This window comes from Chryseobacterium sp. AG363, from assembly GCF_003610675.1.
Classification (GTDB): domain Bacteria; phylum Bacteroidota; class Bacteroidia; order Flavobacteriales; family Weeksellaceae; genus Chryseobacterium; species Chryseobacterium cucumeris.
In genome coordinates this window covers 47,554-63,468 of the sequence record NZ_RAQF01000005.1, presented here as the reverse complement: position 1 = coordinate 63,468, position 15,915 = coordinate 47,554, and the positions used below count along the sequence as shown (strand labels likewise).

Here is a 15,915-nt window from a genome sequence, read left to right as displayed (position 1 = left end):
AAGAAACTTATTTTAAACAAAACACAAAAACATGGATCACAACAATAAATATCTGTTCGTTGATTAATAATTTAAATTTCAACATTGCACAATAAAAAAACTTTGCCCAAATGGACAAAGTTTATATAATTGTATGATTTGTTTTTTTAGAAAAGGAAGGTTACTGCAAGATAAGTAATTGCTGCTACTATTGCAGAGATTGGAATGGTAAGAACCCAAGCCCAAAGTAAGCTTACAGTGATTCCCCATCTTACCGCTGAAATTCTTTTCGTTAATCCTACCCCGATGATAGAACCTGTAATCGTGTGTGTAGTAGATACAGGAATACCGAAGTGGTCTGTGATGAATAAGGTAATAGCACCTGCCGTTTCTGCACTTACTCCTTCTAATGAAGTTACCTTCGTAATCTTTGTTCCCATTGTTTTGATGATCTTCCAACCACCACTCATTGTACCTAAACCAATAGCAAGGAAGGAAACCAAAGGAACCCAGATATAATGCTGTGCAAAATAATCAAAACGTTCTGCAGAAGGAATATTCAAATACTGCGCATCCTGAAGCATATTTACGTGATAATAGATTACTGCTGCACCAATGATCCCCATTACTTTCTGAGCATCATTCAAACCGTGTCCCAAGCTGAATAAAGCTGAAGAAGCCAGCTGTAATCTTTTGAAAGACTGGTCTGCTTTGTGGGGGTTTGATCTTTTATAAAGATGTACAATAATCAGAGTTATAATGATCGAGATAATCATCCCTATGATTGGTGCCATGAAAATGAACAGGAAGATAGGAATTACTTTATCAAACTTTACGACACCCTGTTGTGTTACCTGGCTGAAAGCTTCTTTAATGGTATCCCACATCCCAAGCCCGGGTTGTGCTGCAGCTACATCATGATAATCCATCATGAAGGCATGCATAAGAGCCGCTCCTAAGAAACCTCCGATCAGCGTGTGTGAAGATGATGAAGGGATCCCGAACCACCATGTCAAAAGGTTCCAGGCAATTGCGGCGATAAGGCCGGAAAATATAACCTCAAGAGTGATAAAATTCTCATTAACTGTTTTGGCAATTGTATTACCAATTTTGAATTCTCCAATAATATAAGCAGCAATAAAGAACGCTGCAAAGTTCCAAAGTGCCGCCCAAAGTACAGCCTGGAATGGAGTTAAAACTTTTGTAGAAACTATAGTTGCAATTGAGTTGGCTGCATCATGGAAACCATTGATATAATCGAAGATCAGGGCCAGCGCAATAATAACTACAAGTAAAATCGGAAATTCCATTTTTTGCTATGTATTAGGCGTATTTAATCATGATGTTCTCAATCGTATTGGCAACATCTTCTGCTTTGTCTGTTACAATTTCAAGGTAGTTTAATACAGATGAAACTTTAATAATGTTGATGGCATCATTAGTTTCAAATAATTCTACCATTGAGTTGGAAAGCAAATCGTCAGCAATATTCTCAATAGAGTTCACCTTAATACAAGCTTCTTTCACCTGTTCCATATTTTTGAACCCTTTAAGGTTTTTCATTGCATTCTGAATTTCAAGACATGCTTTGTGGATTAATAAAGAGAAGTCTGAATAAGCCTTCATCTCCGGTGATTTGTAAAGGAAAATATATTTTGTGGATGCGTAGATATAATCAGCGATATCATCAAGTCCTGTTGCCAGTGTGTGAATGTCTTCACGGTCAAAAGGTGTAATGAAGTTCTTCCCTAATTCTACGAAAATTTCGTGAGTAAGTTCATCATTCTTGTGTTCAAAGTCGCTCATTTTCTTCAACATTGAATCGTCATTAAGATCGAAATCCTTGATTCCTGTGTTGAATTCTTCTGACATTGCAACTAGATTTTCAGTTACTTTTTCGAAAAGTACAAAGAAGATTTTATCTTTTGGTTGAAAAGCGTGGAAAATATTACCAATTCCCATTTTTTAGTATTTATAATTCGTGTGCAAATTTCTTAAAAAAGGATTGTACGTGAAACTATATAACATTAAGTTTTGTTAACATTCGCTTAACTACTGATTATCAAACAAAAAAACCGGCATCAATGCCGGTTTTGTATGGTATAAGAAGAGATTAGTTTGCTACTTCAGCTCTCATATCTTTTCCTTTGAACTTCATCGATTGAATATTGCTCAATACATTGTCTTTGAACGATTTTTCAACTTCGAAGAAAGAGAATTTCTCTAAGATTTCAATATCACCGATTTCCGCTCTTTTTTTGGTTTTTCCGCCAGCAGTAGCTTTGTTGATAATATCTAAAACATCAAGTTTCTTCAAATGGTCTTTTTTACCAAGGTTGAAGAAAAATCTTACCATGTTTTCATCTCTTCTTCTTGGCTTTCCACCACGATCTCTGTCTCTTCCACGGTCTCCACGATCTCTGTCGCGACCTCTATCTCTGTCTCTGTCACGTCCGCGATCTCTTCTAGAATAGTCATCGTCTCTGCTGCTTAATTTCTGCTCAACAAGGTCATGCTTGTCTTTGTAGTATAAAGCAAGATCTTTCAACTGAAACTGTAGAAGCTGGTGTACCAGTTCTTCTTTTGTAAAGTTGCTCAGATCCGGGATTAAGCTATCATCAAATTCAAAAAGATCTTCGTGTTCCGTTAATAATTTCTCGAATACACCACCTACCTGAGCTTTGATAATATCTTCACCTGTAGGAATGAATTTTTCGTTAATTTCAATTTTCGTTGCCGATTTGATCTGTTTCAGTTTTCTGCTTTCTTCAGGCTTTATTAAAGCCATAGAAATACCATCTTTTCCAGCTCTACCTGTTCTACCGCTTCTGTGAACGAATACTTCAGGATCATCTGGTAAAGAGAAGTGAATAACGTGAGTTAAAGAGTTTACATCCAATCCTCTTGCTGCAACGTCTGTCGCTACAAGAATATCAATATTTTTCAATCTGAATTTCTTCATTACCGTATCTCTCTGTGCCTGAGAAAGATCACCATGAAGTGCATCAGCTGCATATCCGTTCTGCATTAAGAAATCAGCAACCTCCTGAGTTTCCATTCTCGTTCTACAGAAGATAATGGAGTACTGGTTAGGGTTAGCATCAATTAATCTTTTTAATGCTTCTTTTTTCTGACGGTATCCTACAACATAGTATTCGTGAGTAATGTTCTTCTTCACTTCGTTGATAGAACCTACTGAAATACGATGCGGCTTTGTAAGATAATTTTTGGAAATTCTTTCCACCTCTTTATTCATCGTTGCAGAGAATAAGAAAGTTTGTTTAGTTTCCGGAGTTTCGCTTAGAATGGTTTCCAATTCGTCTTTGAAGCCCATAGAAAGCATTTCATCAGCTTCGTCTAATACTAACCAATGAATCGCAGAAAAGTCTAATGCTTTTCTGTTGATAAGATCAATTACTCTTCCCGGAGTTCCCACAATAATCTGTGGTTTGTCCTTCAAAGATCTCATCTGCTCTACAATACTACTTCCACCATAAACCGCAGTTGTCTTGATGTCTTTCATATACTTAGAGTAATTCTTTATGTCCTTCGAAATCTGAAGACATAATTCCCGTGTCGGACAAAGCACCAATAATTGGATTTTGCGACTCGTATCGTCAATCATATCCAAAATCGGAAGCGAAAACGCTGCTGTTTTGCCTGTCCCTGTCTGCGCAAGTGCGATCAAGTCGCGAATATCTGAAAGAATAAAAGGGATAGTCTGTTTTTGGATTTCTGTTGGGCTTTCGTAACCCAGTTCGCCAATTGCCTTAAGGATATCAGGACTTAAATTGGTTTCCGTAAATAAATTCATTAACTATTTTAAAATTTTTGCAAAGATACAATAAATATTTGATTTGTTTTTGAATAAAGTTTTAAATATACAATCTTAAATTCAGAATCTTTTAATATTTCTTTGATTTTTTGAAAATTAAATGTAAAAAAAACAGCCTTAAACTAAGGACTTGTTAAACATTATTTTTTTTTATTAAATTGGATTGATTTTTTCTGTGATATTTATGAATTTTCAAAAATAAAACCATAGAACATATATTTTTTTCTTTTTATATTATTATGCAAAACATTGAATTTCTCACAAAAGACCACTTAAAATAACATAAAAATTTCTTCAAAAGAATAAGGAGAGCTTCAGGTATCCGGTACCTGGCAGCCCCTTACTTATCAACCTGTTTTGATTCCCAATCTGCCACTGCAAATTCCTTTATCATCTAATATCCGTGTATTATCCATACTGAAAGTTTAAAACCTAAATAGATTTTGTACATTTGAATTGTGGTATGAATTTCCAATTCTAAATTTCGGGATTGAATAGCCTACCCAAATCTGACTTAGCAACAACACTAAAAATACCTCACATAATATGTCTGCAAGCATTTCTTCTAAAACATTTGATTTTTTAAACAAATTAAATAAAAACAATAACCGCGAATGGTTTACTGAAAATAAAAACCTGTACACAGAATCTCAGCAAAATGTTGTGTCATTTCTTGATGAACTGATTAAGGAGATGTCTGGTTTTGATGAAGAACTTGCTAAAATAGACAGTAAAAAGGCCTTATTCAGAATTTACAGAGATACCCGCTTTTCAAAGGACAAATCGCCTTATAAAACCAATTTCGGAGCTTCTCTGGGGATGGGAAAAGGAAATCAGAAAGGAGGTTATTATCTTCACATGGAACCTGGAAAGTCCTTTTTAGCAGGAGGAATCTACATGCCGGAATCTTCTGTCCTGAAAGAAGTCCGCAAAGAGATTTCTTTGTATGGAGACGATTTTCTAAAAATTCTCAATAATAAAGATTTCAAAAAACATTTTCCCGAGCTTGACCAGGACGATAAACTAAAGAAAATACCTCAGGGTTTTGAAAAAGAAGATCCTATGGGAGAATATCTCAAACTTAAAAATTTTATTGTAGTATATTCTCTGAAAGATGAGGAAGTGCTGGACAAAAATGCTGTAAAAAACATGACCAAAGTTTTCAAACTGATGAAACCTTTCAATGATTTTCTAAATACACCTTTTCTCTAGATAGTTTTACTTTTTCAACTACCGCTCACTCGTTTTCAAAGATCATTGGGTGCATTCTGGTTGAAGTTCTATTTCTACAGAATGTCATAATCAGATGTTCAGGGGGATACAGGTGTCTCTGTGACAAATCAAAATTATAGTAAAACTCCCCAGGTTACAAAAACAAATTTAAGAAATCAATCCTGAAAATCAAGCCATTATAATTAACATTTTTTAAGAAAAGTTTTATATTTTTACGTATCTTTGCTGTTCGCCAAAAAGCCAAAGATGTCTTTATACCAAAAAATTGCAGAGAAACTACAATACATAAGCCCGAATTTCTACAAAAAAAGATATTTTAAAGCTCTAAATAATCTTAATAAAAATAACTTTTCGGAACGTAATGTAGAACCGGAATTGGTATGGATCAAAGAATACCTTCCTAAAAATGCTGTGATACTGGATATTGGTGCCAATGTGGGAACTTTCCTTTATCAGCTGGAAAATACATTGAAGCATGAGCATATTTATGGTTTTGAACCTAATAAAAAGCTTTACAGAAGACTGAAAAGACTGTTTTCTGACATGCATATTCTCCCTCTTGCTCTTTCGGATGAAAACAGGATTGCAGAATTCAAAGTACCCATCATTAATGGTAAAACTATTGCTTCCCGTGGTACTTTAAACACTTCTTACAAAGAAAAAGGAGAAGAGAAAAGCTATACGGAACAAGTAAAAGTTATTAAACTTGACGAATGGGCAGCACTGGAACATTTCAACAGACTTGATTTTATCAAAATAGATGTTGAAGGAAACGAAATAAAAACTCTTTCCGGAGCGAGAGAAACTATTAGGCAATTTAAGCCGACCTTAATGGTTGAAATGGAGCAAAGACACCATGAAACTCCTATATGGAATGAAATATCCGAAGTGATGAGCTGGGGATATGATGCCAGATATCTAAACAGAAACAGCTTTACGCTTGAAAATCTTACAGAAGATATTATAACACAAAATACAAACGACGAAAAAAATAAAACTCAGTACATCAACAATATTATTTTTATACCTAAAAACATTTAAAACAACTTATGAGTGTAGTAGCGAGACAAGGCTTCAAATATTCCATTATCGGTTATATTGGTTTTTTGCTGGGCACCGTTTCCGCAATATTTATATTTCCGAATGATTTTGAATTTTACGGAAAGCTACGCTACATTCTTCCTACAGCTGAAATGCTGGTCCCTTTTGTTGTTTTGGGTATTTCTTATTCGAATGTGAAATTTTTTCACAAAGTAGAAAAAGATGGTAAAAAACAGAATATGCTGTCACTGTCACTACTGACGGTTTTTATCAACTTTATTATTTTCACGGCTGTATTTTTTATACTTCCCTATTTTTATCCGAAATTCAGACATTCAGAAGCATGGAAGATCAAGGAAATGATTCTGCCATTGATTTTAATCCTTTCATTCTGTGCTATTTTCAATAAATACACATCCAATTACAAAAGAATTGTAGTTTCCAATATCTTCGACAATCTGTTTCCGAAAATAGCGAACCTGGGAGCATTCTGTCTTTTTTTCTTTGCTTTATCACAGAATGTTACAGCTTCTACGTCACAGATCATTGCATATGCTTTCTTTTTTGGAATTTTCTTTTTAATGCTTTTGGGATATATTTATTACACCAACAAACTGGAAAAAATTCAGCTGGATTTTAATACCGATTATTTCAAAAAGAATAATTTCTGGAAAGAGTTTTTCAATTACAGTTTCTTTGGATTCCTGGGAACTTTTGGAAATTATCTGGCGATCAACAGCTTTATGATCGGAGAATTTATGGGAATGGAAGAGGTTGGAATTTATTCTGTTCTGTATGCTCTGATCTCGTTAATTTCTATTCCCCAGCTTGGATTATTTAATATTTCAGCACCTATCATCAACAAAACTCTGGCAGACGGAGATATGGTGGAACTGGACAGGTTCCATAAGAAGACATCCTTGACCTTATATTTCCTTGGTGCCGTTTTATTCTCCTGTATTATGGTAGGATTTCCTTATCTGACGCAATTTATGCCAAAGAACGGAACCATGCTCAGAGAATATGAACCCGTAGTCTGGATCTGGGGTTCTGCAGTATTAATAGATCTTGCTACCGGATTCAACGGGAATATTATTTCACTCTCAAAATATTACAGATTCAATATTCTGGTGATGCTTTTGCTGGCAGGACTGACTATCGGCTTGAATTATTATTTCATTAAAAACACGGATCTGAAGCTGATCGGAATTGCTTTATCTACGGCTATTTCACTTACTATTTACAATGTTGTGAAAATTGTTTTCAATTATATTGTATTTAAGGTTTCGCCGTTGAGTATTGAAATGATTTTCGTCTCTATTATCTGTACTTTAGCCATTACAGTAGCCATTGTTCTTCCCAACTTCAACAGCAATCTGCTTAATCTGATATACAAACCTGCAGTGGTCTTGATACTGATCTATGTCGGAAATTACTTCACCAGGATTTTCCCTGTTGAGGATTACCTGAATATGAGATTTATTAAGAGTGTATTTAAGATAAAATAATTGCTTTTAAGACAGAAAATAGAATAATCTAAAGCTTTTTATAGCAAGCCTTTGAGAAATTGCTCCAGTTTTTTCTGAACTTTTTTCCTGCTGTATGTTGTATAAAAATCAAATGGATTTTCAGAAACGGTTTTTAACTGTTCGAGAATATTTTCTTTTTCAGGAATAATAAAATTCAGTTTTGAAGGATACTTTCCCGGAAAAACAGCCAGTTTTCCATAAGCTATGGCATCGCCAAGGTTTCCTGTCATTTTAGTGAGTCCATACGTTTCTTTCATACCAAAAAATTCTGTATCCTGTTGAATCGGACACCATAGGACATCTGCTTTTTGCATCCATTGTTCAAATTCTTCTGAAGAAACTCTTTCAGAAAAATAGGTGATTTTAATATTTTCAGGTAATTTTCCAGACAGATTTTCAAGTTGTTTTAACTCGTGTCCGGTTGCTTTTCCAAGGAAAACAAATTGGCAAGATTTATCCGGATTAAGTTTCCGAATGGTTTCGAAAATAGAATGATAATCTCTTCTTTTCTGCGAAACACCACCAGGAATCACCACCATAAGGTCTTCATTTTTTGCTTTATCAAAATCTCTTGTGTAAAATAGTGGCAAATAATGATATCTGCCTGATATCAGAGCTTCATCCAGCACGAAAAGAGTTCTTGAAGTATTATACACTTTGGTTTTGTAGAACAAACCTTCTTTCAACCACAATTTTAGTCTGAAGATAACGTCTCCCTTGAAAACACTTTTCATCAGATCCAGCTTGGAAGCTTTTATGAAATTAAGATTATGGGAAATAACTGCCGTATTGTAACTTTTTGTGACTGCTAAAAATGTATTAAAATAACGGTGTACAGTACCTATGATCACAAGATCATATCCTTTTCCCTTTAACTGATCCAGAATCATAGAACTATCTGATAAAAACACAGCTTCATGGCGGTGGCTTACCTGATCTTTGATTCTTTTTGAAAAATAATAGTCTACCGTAAAATCCTGAGAACCTTCCATAATATCCATGAAAGCCTTGGCGATTTCTGCGTGGGTATCTATTTCTATGTAAGCTATTTTTTTCACAGTTTAACGGGAGTTATATCTTAAATTTTGGCTAAAGCCAATGGAATCTTTACTTTTTTGATTAAACGGTTAAAACCCATTTCTATTGATGGACATTTACAACGTATAAAAATCACCTTCTACATTTTCAGCCATTTCTTTTTCAACATTCTCCAACGTTGATCATTAACGGCCTTCTGTTCTTCTTTGGTAATTTTCAGTTCTAATTTCTTTGATCTGCAGTTTTCATAAGATGTAATAATATCAAAGAAAAATGAAACAGATTTACTTTTCATAGCTTCTTTTGAAGAGGCAATATAAGCCAGAAACCTGTTCAGTCCCAAGAAATAAAAATATCTTCCGTAATAATCAGCAGGACGTATGGTGTAATCGGCTCCTTTTACTTTAATCAGCTTTACATGGAGCTCCGGAAGTACAACTTCTTTCCATCCATGATTTTCCAACAGTATGGAATCAATATTATCCCAGCCCAATGTTTCCCTTAAACCACCAATCTCTACAAAGCATTCTTTACGATAAGCCTTCATAGGACCCCTCACGTGATGTTTATTGGAATTTCCTTCATACACCCAGTTCCCATCCTTTTCGATATACAAAAGTCCTCCCACAAGCCCATATTCAGGATGATTGATAAAAGCTGTTGCTACTTCCGCCAGATAATTTTCCGGAAGAATAATATCGGCATCAAATTTACAGATGATATCAAATTCATCCATAGCTTGAGTCTGAAGTCCGTTTTTAAAAGCGTGAACGACTTTAGATCCTGGCTGATGTTCAGATTTCTGTAGGTTGGTTGTTTCAAAACGGGAATCAGTTTCTGTATAGTTTCTGATGACCTCAGCTGTTCTGTCTGTAGAACCGTCATTCACTACCACTACTTTAAAATCTTTGCTGCTTTGCTGTTGCAGAGAGTTAAGAGTAAATGGGAGGTTGTCTTCTTCGTTATGGGCAGGAATTATGATTAAAAACCTCACAAATTATAGTATAAATGATGATGAATAAATGATCAATGATGAGAAGCTTTTGAGGGCATCAATTATCATTGATCATTTATCGTTGATAATTTTATTTGTTATGCGGTTTCAGCATGTTTTTCGGATCAAGAATTTCATCCAGTTTTTCCTGAGAAAGAATTCCCTTCTCCAAAACAAGGTTGTATACGCTCTTTCCTGTTTCCAATGCTTCTTTTGCAATCTGTGTTGATTGTTTGTATCCGATGTAAGGGTTCAATGCTGTAACAATACCGATGCTGTGTTTCACCATATTCAGACAAACTTCTTTATTGGCAGTAATTCCAACCACACATTTGTCACGAAGCGTATCCAAAGCATTGCAAAGGAAGTTGATGTTTTCCATGATGGCATGTGAAAGTACCGGTTCCATTACATTCAGCTGTAATTGTCCTGCTTCTGCGGCAAAAGTTACGGTAAGATCATTTCCAAATACTTTGAAACAAACCTGGTTGACTACTTCCGGAATTACAGGATTTACTTTCCCTGGCATTATAGAAGATCCTGGCTGCATTGGCGGAAGATTGATTTCAAAAAGACCAGCTCTTGGACCTGATGAAAGTAATCTTAAGTCGTTACAGATTTTGGATAACTTCACCGCAAGACGCTTTGTAGCTGAAGAATAAATTACATACGATCCCGTGTCAGGAGTAGCTTCTACTAAATCCGGTGCTGAAACAATCGGGAATCCTGTAATCTGAGCTAAGTTTTTAGCACAAAGCGTGGCATATCCTACCGGAGCATTCAAGCCTGTTCCGATAGCTGTAGCTCCCATATTTACTTCTACAAATAGGTTGGCGTTGTTATTCAGTTTGGAGATATCCTCTTCTAAAGTGGCAGCATATGCTTCAAATTCCTGTCCCAAAGTCATTGGAACAGCATCCTGAAGTTGTGTACGTCCCATTTTAATAACATCATGAAACTCCTGTCCTTTTGCACGGAAAGCCGTGATAATTCTTTCCAGTTTTTCTACCAGCCCAATGTTCATCTGAAGCAATCCCATTTTGATTGCTGTAGGATAAGCATCGTTGGTAGACTGAGAAAGGTTGATATGGTCATTGGGTGAACAGAATTCGTATTCTCCTTTATTTTTTCCTAATTTTTCCAACACGATATTGGCGATCACCTCATTCGCATTCATGTTGATGGAAGTTCCTGCACCTCCCTGAATCATATCTACCGGAAACTGCTCATGATATTTCCCTTCTACAATTTCATCACATGCTTCTGCTATTTTAAAATACAGGTTTTCGTCTAGAAGTCCTAGTTCATAATTGGTTTTAGCTGCTGCTTTTTTTACAAAAGCCAATCCTTTTATGAAGTCCGGATATGAAGACAAAAGCTGCCCTGAAATTTTGAAATTGTTAATAGCTCTTTGTGTCTGAACCCCATAATAAGCATCTAAAGGCACATTCAGTTCGCCTAATAAATCACTTTCTTTTCTGAAATTTTCCATTACAGATATTTTACTGTTTTTGATCGTTTAAAGATAGCAAAAACGCATCTAACCGATGCGTTTTAATTTGAATTATTTTGTTGGATATTTTTGATTTAAAGCCTGGAGTATTGCCCATGTTTCTCCATCCATAATTCCGTCATAATTCTGTGGACGGAAATGATATTGGAATGCTTCAATTGTTTTCTTCGTAGCATCATCCCATTTTCCGCTAAGATCAAGTGCATATCCGAATTTCTGCAATGACGTCTGAATAAGGAAAATAAAGCTGGAATCATTATATCTTGCTGTAATATCAGCCTGTGCTGCCTCAAGATAAGTCTGTTTAGCCGCTTCATCATACCACATTCCAATCTGGTACTCATCATAAAGCTTTTTCCATGGAAACATTGGTCCCGGATCCTGTTTTCTTGTAGGTGCAATATCGGCATGTGCCAATACATTCGTAGGCTGGATCTGATATCTCGTCACAATATCTTTAACCAAAGCCGCTACTTTTTTCACCTGGTCATCGCTAAAAGGAGCAAAGGTTCTTTTCCCGGTAGCATCCGTGGTATACCCTGTATTTACAATTTCAATACCGATAGAATTATCGTTGAGATTTTTGTCATTTCTCCACGCGCTTACTCCTGCATGATAGGCTCGCTTATTTTCATCCACCAATTGATAGATCTCGTTATCTCCTGTATTATTTACCAGATAATGGGCACTCACCGCCTGTTGGGTAAGAACGGTAAGAGATTTATCGTCCGGAAGTGCTGTATAATGTAATATAAGATAACGTTGTCTGAAATTCTGGGCTACCGCAGGGAAATAAGTTTTCACCACTTTATATCCGGCTGGTTTCGCAGATACAATAGAACCATAACTTGCCGTATTATCATTTTTTGTTGGGTCTGCTATATTAGTAGTAAAAAAGTCTACTCCATGATCAGATACAACTTTTGGTTTTGAAGCCACCGGAGGAGTTGTTTGAACCGTCGGTTTCGCCTGTGTTATTGGGGTTTTCGGTTTGTAAGTATTTTTTTTCACATTTTGTTGGGAAGTACATGAAAAAACAAAAGTGCTTAATCCGATGATATATAATGTTTTACGCATCAGTTTGGTTTTTGAATGATTTATTACCTCAAAAATACACAAAAATTTCTTGAATTTTATTTGGTAAATAAAGAAATCTGTTCTATATTTGCACTCGCAATAACGGAACAACGATCATTAAAAAATAAACAAAAAGGAGGGTTGCCGGAGTGGTTAACGGAGCAGTTTGCTAAACTGTCGACGCGAAAGTGTCGCAAGGGTTCGAATCCCTTACCCTCCGCTCTTCTTATATATTCGGGGCGTAGCGTAGTCCGGTCATCGCGCCTGGTTTGGGACCAGGAGGTCGCAGGTTCGAATCCTGCCGCCCCGACTTTTTAATGTGCTTATTTACTAAGCGAGAATCAACTTCTAAGGGTGCGTAGCTCAGCTGGATAGAGCATCTGCCTTCTAAGCAGACGGTCAAAGGTTCGAATCCTTTCGCGCTCACAAAGACCTCACAATTTTTATTGTGAGGTCTTTTGTTTTTAGAAGGCTACAGATCTTATTTTACAATCAAACAATATCACAGAGAAATCGTACTCTTAATTTAAAACTGAAAAACTTCTATTTAATCCCTGATAAGCTGTTTAATTTCGTCATGATATTTCTTATTCTGCTTTCTGATTTTCATAACAAAATAGAAAAAGATACTCAGTATAAAAAGTCCAAGAATTATCATGCCAGCCATAAAATAATTATATCGGGTGGCTAGCTTTTTACTTTTCTTTTGAGTTTCCATATTGTGGACATCAATAGCGTGATTGATGGAGCTTAGTTCGCTCTGCTCTCTCTTAAATTTTGTTTCAAAGTATTTTCTGCTGTAGACCTGATAAAGATTAGGATTTCCCATCGCCAGATAATTATCCGCCATTTCTTTATAAATCCCTTCATTGAGGGACAGATCACCTGCTTCCTTACCTAAGTTTTCAGCTTTTATTAACAGTTTCAGTGCTTCCTGATTCTGATGTTTTTGCTTGTTCATCTCTGCAAGGCCTTTTAAAGCAAACGCTTCAAGACTTTTTGCCTTGATCATACCTGCAAGATTCATAGATTTCATAAAAGCCGTTCCGGCATTGTCCGGCTGGTTAAGATTGAGATAACAATGACCAATATTGTAATAAATGATACTCTGGTTGAAATAGGTTTTCTCTTTTTTCTCTTTTATTTTTTCAAAGTTTCTGATCGCGATTAAAAACTCCTGAAGAGCGATTTCCGGATTCGACTGGCTTTTATAGATCATTCCGCGCAGGGCAAAGCTTCTGGCTGTTTCAAAATTTTTCAGATAGGAATCTTCAGGCAGTTTTACCAAATATTCGTCAGCTTCGTCCAATGTTTCAAGGCTTTTGCTGAAAAGTTCCATCTGTTGGTACTGCACAGCTGCTGCAATTAAAAAACTGGTTTGGATCTTAGGATCATTGGTTTTCTGAACCAGTTCTCTTGCTTTCAGAATATATTGCAGAGATTCGTCAAAGTTTCTCTTGGCAATTCCTGCAGTAGATAGAATCAGATATATTTTAATGGATTTATTGAGGTCTCTTTCTTTTCGGAGCAGTTTCTTTCCAATGTTTATAGCATTGTCCGGATTATTATAAATTTCCAGATTGGCAATCTTCATCAGAGAATCATCAGAAATTTTCTGTCCGGCAAGAGTTGTCTGAAAAAGCAGAAGAATCATCAAAACAATATGGATCAAGAATTTCATCAGTTTTTATTTTTTATAATTTCCTGGATGTAGGTATTGGGAGACATTCCTGTAATAGATTTGAATACGTTCGTAAATGCACCATGAGATGAAAATCCTGCGTATTCTGCCAGATAGCTTACTTTATAATTAAGATAAGCAGGATCTGTTTTCAAAAGACGCGCAATATGATCAATTCTCAGCTCATTAATGTAGCCGTTAAAGTTCTTTCCTTTATTGTTATTGATGACTTCAGATAGATATTTAGTATTTATCCCCGTCTGTGCGGAAAGAATAGCCAGTGACATGTTTTTATTCAGATAGCCGTCAGATTTTTCCCAGTCTTTAAGCTTCTGTAAAATTTCATCTTCTTTTTCTTTTGAGATTTTAGAAGGATCCTTTTCCTGATTTTTATTTTCTTTTACAGGATCTTCTCTCGGCCCGCCAACCTCTACAGCTGAAGGCTCTTCTTTTATTTTCAGTTTTTCAAAGAAATCAAGCTGTTTTTTGAGGTGTCTACTTCTTGATGATTCGCTCAGGAGATAAGCAACCATTCCCGCAATAAGAATCAAGATAGCAATACCGGCAGTTTTAAGCTGCTTTTCTTTCTTCTGTTCCTGGAATTCAAGGTTTTTGTGATGGTAGGTTTCAAGCAATTTCACAACATATTGTATTCCTTCCTTTTTATTGGAATCCAGTTTTGCTTTTAAATCGGTGTATAAATTATTGTAATAATAGTATTTCTCATCATTATTGAGGGCCAGATAGCTCCGTGCAAACAATTCATAAAATATGATTTTCAGATCATTATAAGGAAGATTTTCAATTTGAGCAAATCCTTTTTCCAATTGTTTTACAGCTTCGTTGTAATCTCCTTTTAAAAAATAATATCGGGACATACTTTCATAGGCAAATGCAGAGATAAAGGCATTATTTTCATATTTTTCAACGTCCTGAATAACATCATCAAGTAATTTCTTTGATTCTCCCAGCCTGTTCTGCCGCATCAGAAATGTAGACCGGAAAATGATATTTTCCCATTTGATAATCATGTTTTCTGCGTTATGACTGTTCAGGTAGGAGTTACTTTTATCTATATTCTGTAAAGCAGAATTATAGTTCCTCACAATCCCTGCATTTATAGCCTGAAGCTGGAATAGTTTTGCAAGCACCATCCGTTCTTTGGGATTATTGGTTTTTAACAATTCTGAATCCTTTAAAATATCTGCAATGATTTTCTTCGACTGTCCGTACAACCCTAAGTTCTGATACTGATCAGCCAGATTATAATCATCAAACAACTGAATAAAATGGGAAAGACTTCCTTTTTTATCATCATCTTCTTTCTGATTGGAAATACTTACAGACTGCACATAGTTTCCCTGAAGGGCATAAGCCTGGGAAATAATGTTCCGCAGAATGACTTTATGCTCCACATTTTTATCACTGATCAGAAGGCTCTGTGAATAGCTGATACACTCTTCGGGATTCTGATATAATTTCTGAAAAGCTTTGTCGGTTAAAATACTGAAATCCGGAATCGCCTGCCCCTTTATAAAAACCGGGCACCACAGAATGAAAAACAATATTGCTATATTACTTTTCAGTATTTTTTTGAACATAAGGATCATTTCCCCACTGTTTTTATCTGATATTTCTATCATTACTCCTTTTAAAACACTCAAATACAAATTACTGATTTACAGTATTTTATTTTTCAAATTCTTGTAAATTCAACGAATTATGCAAGCGTATTCCTTGACGAAGGGCAAATATAACGCTAATATTGTTCAAACCTTTAAGTTGATTCAAAATATTAGACTTATTCTCAAATTTCAATGAAGCCATCATACTTATTAAGCATTATCATTATAAAAAATTAAAGATAATCTTCTAATCATCTAAGATATGATTTTTAAGATATAATTCAATGAATCAATATTTACTGATGTAGAAAAAAGAAGTAAAAAAAATACACTGCACAATTAAGTATACCGCCCAAAATCTGACGATAAA

The 15,915-nt window shown here is 35.5% G+C and carries 12 protein-coding genes and 3 tRNA genes; 6 read left to right on the top strand and 9 right to left on the bottom strand.

Features of this window, described 5'->3' with window-relative positions; genetic code table 11:
- Positions 1 to 146 precede the first annotated feature (146 nt).
- The 3 genes from DEU39_RS18730 to DEU39_RS18720 all read right to left on the bottom strand — a co-directional run bounded on the left by DEU39_RS18730 (position 147) and on the right by DEU39_RS18720 (position 3,793).
- A complete protein-coding gene (locus DEU39_RS18730; RefSeq protein ID WP_034700227.1) occupies positions 147 to 1,289 on the bottom strand; it encodes an inorganic phosphate transporter in 1,143 nt (380 codons plus the stop codon).
- Between the two features lie 13 nt (positions 1,290 to 1,302).
- On the bottom strand, positions 1,303 to 1,941 hold the full coding sequence (locus tag DEU39_RS18725; RefSeq protein ID WP_027374906.1) for a DUF47 domain-containing protein: 639 nt from the start codon (positions 1,939 to 1,941) through the stop codon (positions 1,303 to 1,305).
- Between the two features lie 151 nt (positions 1,942 to 2,092).
- Positions 2,093 to 3,793, bottom strand: a complete 1,701-nt coding sequence (locus DEU39_RS18720; protein WP_062676431.1) for a DEAD/DEAH box helicase — start codon at positions 3,791 to 3,793, stop codon at positions 2,093 to 2,095.
- A 567-nt stretch (positions 3,794 to 4,360) separates the two neighbouring features.
- Between DEU39_RS18720 and DEU39_RS18715 the strand changes: the two genes are divergently transcribed.
- From DEU39_RS18715 to DEU39_RS18705, 3 genes are all read left to right on the top strand, one after another.
- Positions 4,361 to 5,026, top strand: coding sequence for a DUF2461 domain-containing protein (locus DEU39_RS18715; protein ID WP_062676432.1), 666 nt, complete (start codon positions 4,361 to 4,363; stop codon positions 5,024 to 5,026).
- Positions 5,027 to 5,293: 267 nt separating this feature from the next.
- Positions 5,294 to 6,088: an FkbM family methyltransferase gene (locus DEU39_RS18710; RefSeq protein ID WP_062676433.1), complete on the top strand. Its 795-nt coding sequence runs from the start codon at positions 5,294 to 5,296 to the stop codon at positions 6,086 to 6,088.
- Positions 6,089 to 6,096: 8 nt separating this feature from the next.
- Complete coding sequence (locus tag DEU39_RS18705) at positions 6,097 to 7,596, top strand: lipopolysaccharide biosynthesis protein (protein ID WP_062676434.1); 1,500 nt, start codon at positions 6,097 to 6,099, stop codon at positions 7,594 to 7,596.
- A gap of 38 nt (positions 7,597 to 7,634) precedes the next feature.
- On the opposite strand, the gene DEU39_RS18700 is transcribed toward DEU39_RS18705, so the two are convergent.
- From DEU39_RS18700 to DEU39_RS18685, 4 genes are all read right to left on the bottom strand, one after another.
- Positions 7,635 to 8,675, bottom strand: coding sequence for a hypothetical protein (locus DEU39_RS18700; protein WP_120232966.1), 1,041 nt, complete (start codon positions 8,673 to 8,675; stop codon positions 7,635 to 7,637).
- A gap of 119 nt (positions 8,676 to 8,794) precedes the next feature.
- Positions 8,795 to 9,649, bottom strand: coding sequence for a glycosyltransferase family 2 protein (locus DEU39_RS18695; protein WP_120232965.1), 855 nt, complete (start codon positions 9,647 to 9,649; stop codon positions 8,795 to 8,797).
- Positions 9,650 to 9,740: 91 nt separating this feature from the next.
- Positions 9,741 to 11,141 (bottom strand): aspartate ammonia-lyase, encoded by a 1,401-nt coding sequence (gene aspA, locus DEU39_RS18690; protein ID WP_062676437.1) that lies wholly within the window; start codon positions 11,139 to 11,141, stop codon positions 9,741 to 9,743.
- Between the two features lie 72 nt (positions 11,142 to 11,213).
- Positions 11,214 to 12,239, bottom strand: a complete 1,026-nt coding sequence (locus tag DEU39_RS18685) for an N-acetylmuramoyl-L-alanine amidase (protein ID WP_120232964.1) — start codon at positions 12,237 to 12,239, stop codon at positions 11,214 to 11,216.
- A gap of 135 nt (positions 12,240 to 12,374) precedes the next feature.
- On the opposite strand from DEU39_RS18685, the gene DEU39_RS18680 reads away from it, so the two are divergent.
- The 3 genes from DEU39_RS18680 to DEU39_RS18670 all read left to right on the top strand — a co-directional run bounded on the left by DEU39_RS18680 (position 12,375) and on the right by DEU39_RS18670 (position 12,665).
- Positions 12,375 to 12,459: transfer RNA gene (locus DEU39_RS18680), tRNA-Ser, on the top strand.
- 15 nt (positions 12,460 to 12,474) lie between these two features.
- A tRNA-Pro gene (locus DEU39_RS18675) sits at positions 12,475 to 12,549 on the top strand.
- 42 nt (positions 12,550 to 12,591) lie between these two features.
- Positions 12,592 to 12,665, top strand: a tRNA-Arg gene (locus DEU39_RS18670).
- A 121-nt stretch (positions 12,666 to 12,786) separates the two neighbouring features.
- On the opposite strand, the gene DEU39_RS18665 is transcribed toward DEU39_RS18670, so the two are convergent.
- Complete coding sequence (locus tag DEU39_RS18665; RefSeq protein WP_120232963.1) at positions 12,787 to 13,920, bottom strand: hypothetical protein; 1,134 nt, start codon at positions 13,918 to 13,920, stop codon at positions 12,787 to 12,789.
- Positions 13,920 to 15,563: a helix-turn-helix domain-containing protein gene (locus DEU39_RS18660; RefSeq protein ID WP_120232962.1), complete on the bottom strand. Its 1,644-nt coding sequence runs from the start codon at positions 15,561 to 15,563 to the stop codon at positions 13,920 to 13,922. Before DEU39_RS18660 ends, DEU39_RS18665 begins: the two co-directional genes overlap by 1 nt.
- Positions 15,564 to 15,915 lie beyond the last annotated feature (352 nt).

Coding starts and splice junctions, on each gene's coding strand:
- DEU39_RS18685 (WP_120232964.1), bottom strand. CDS start 12,239: ATGCGTAAAACATTATATATCATCGGATTAAGCACTTTTGTTTTTTCA.
- DEU39_RS18660 (WP_120232962.1), bottom strand. CDS start 15,563: ATGATAGAAATATCAGATAAAAACAGTGGGGAAATGATCCTTATGTTC.
- aspA (WP_062676437.1), bottom strand. CDS start 11,141: ATGGAAAATTTCAGAAAAGAAAGTGATTTATTAGGCGAACTGAATGTG.
- DEU39_RS18705 (WP_062676434.1), top strand. CDS start 6,097: ATGAGTGTAGTAGCGAGACAAGGCTTCAAATATTCCATTATCGGTTAT.
- DEU39_RS18720 (WP_062676431.1), bottom strand. CDS start 3,793: ATGAATTTATTTACGGAAACCAATTTAAGTCCTGATATCCTTAAGGCA.
- DEU39_RS18725 (WP_027374906.1), bottom strand. CDS start 1,941: ATGGGAATTGGTAATATTTTCCACGCTTTTCAACCAAAAGATAAAATC.
- DEU39_RS18715 (WP_062676432.1), top strand. CDS start 4,361: ATGTCTGCAAGCATTTCTTCTAAAACATTTGATTTTTTAAACAAATTA.
- DEU39_RS18710 (WP_062676433.1), top strand. CDS start 5,294: ATGTCTTTATACCAAAAAATTGCAGAGAAACTACAATACATAAGCCCG.
- DEU39_RS18730 (WP_034700227.1), bottom strand. CDS start 1,289: ATGGAATTTCCGATTTTACTTGTAGTTATTATTGCGCTGGCCCTGATC.
- DEU39_RS18665 (WP_120232963.1), bottom strand. CDS start 13,920: ATGAAATTCTTGATCCATATTGTTTTGATGATTCTTCTGCTTTTTCAG.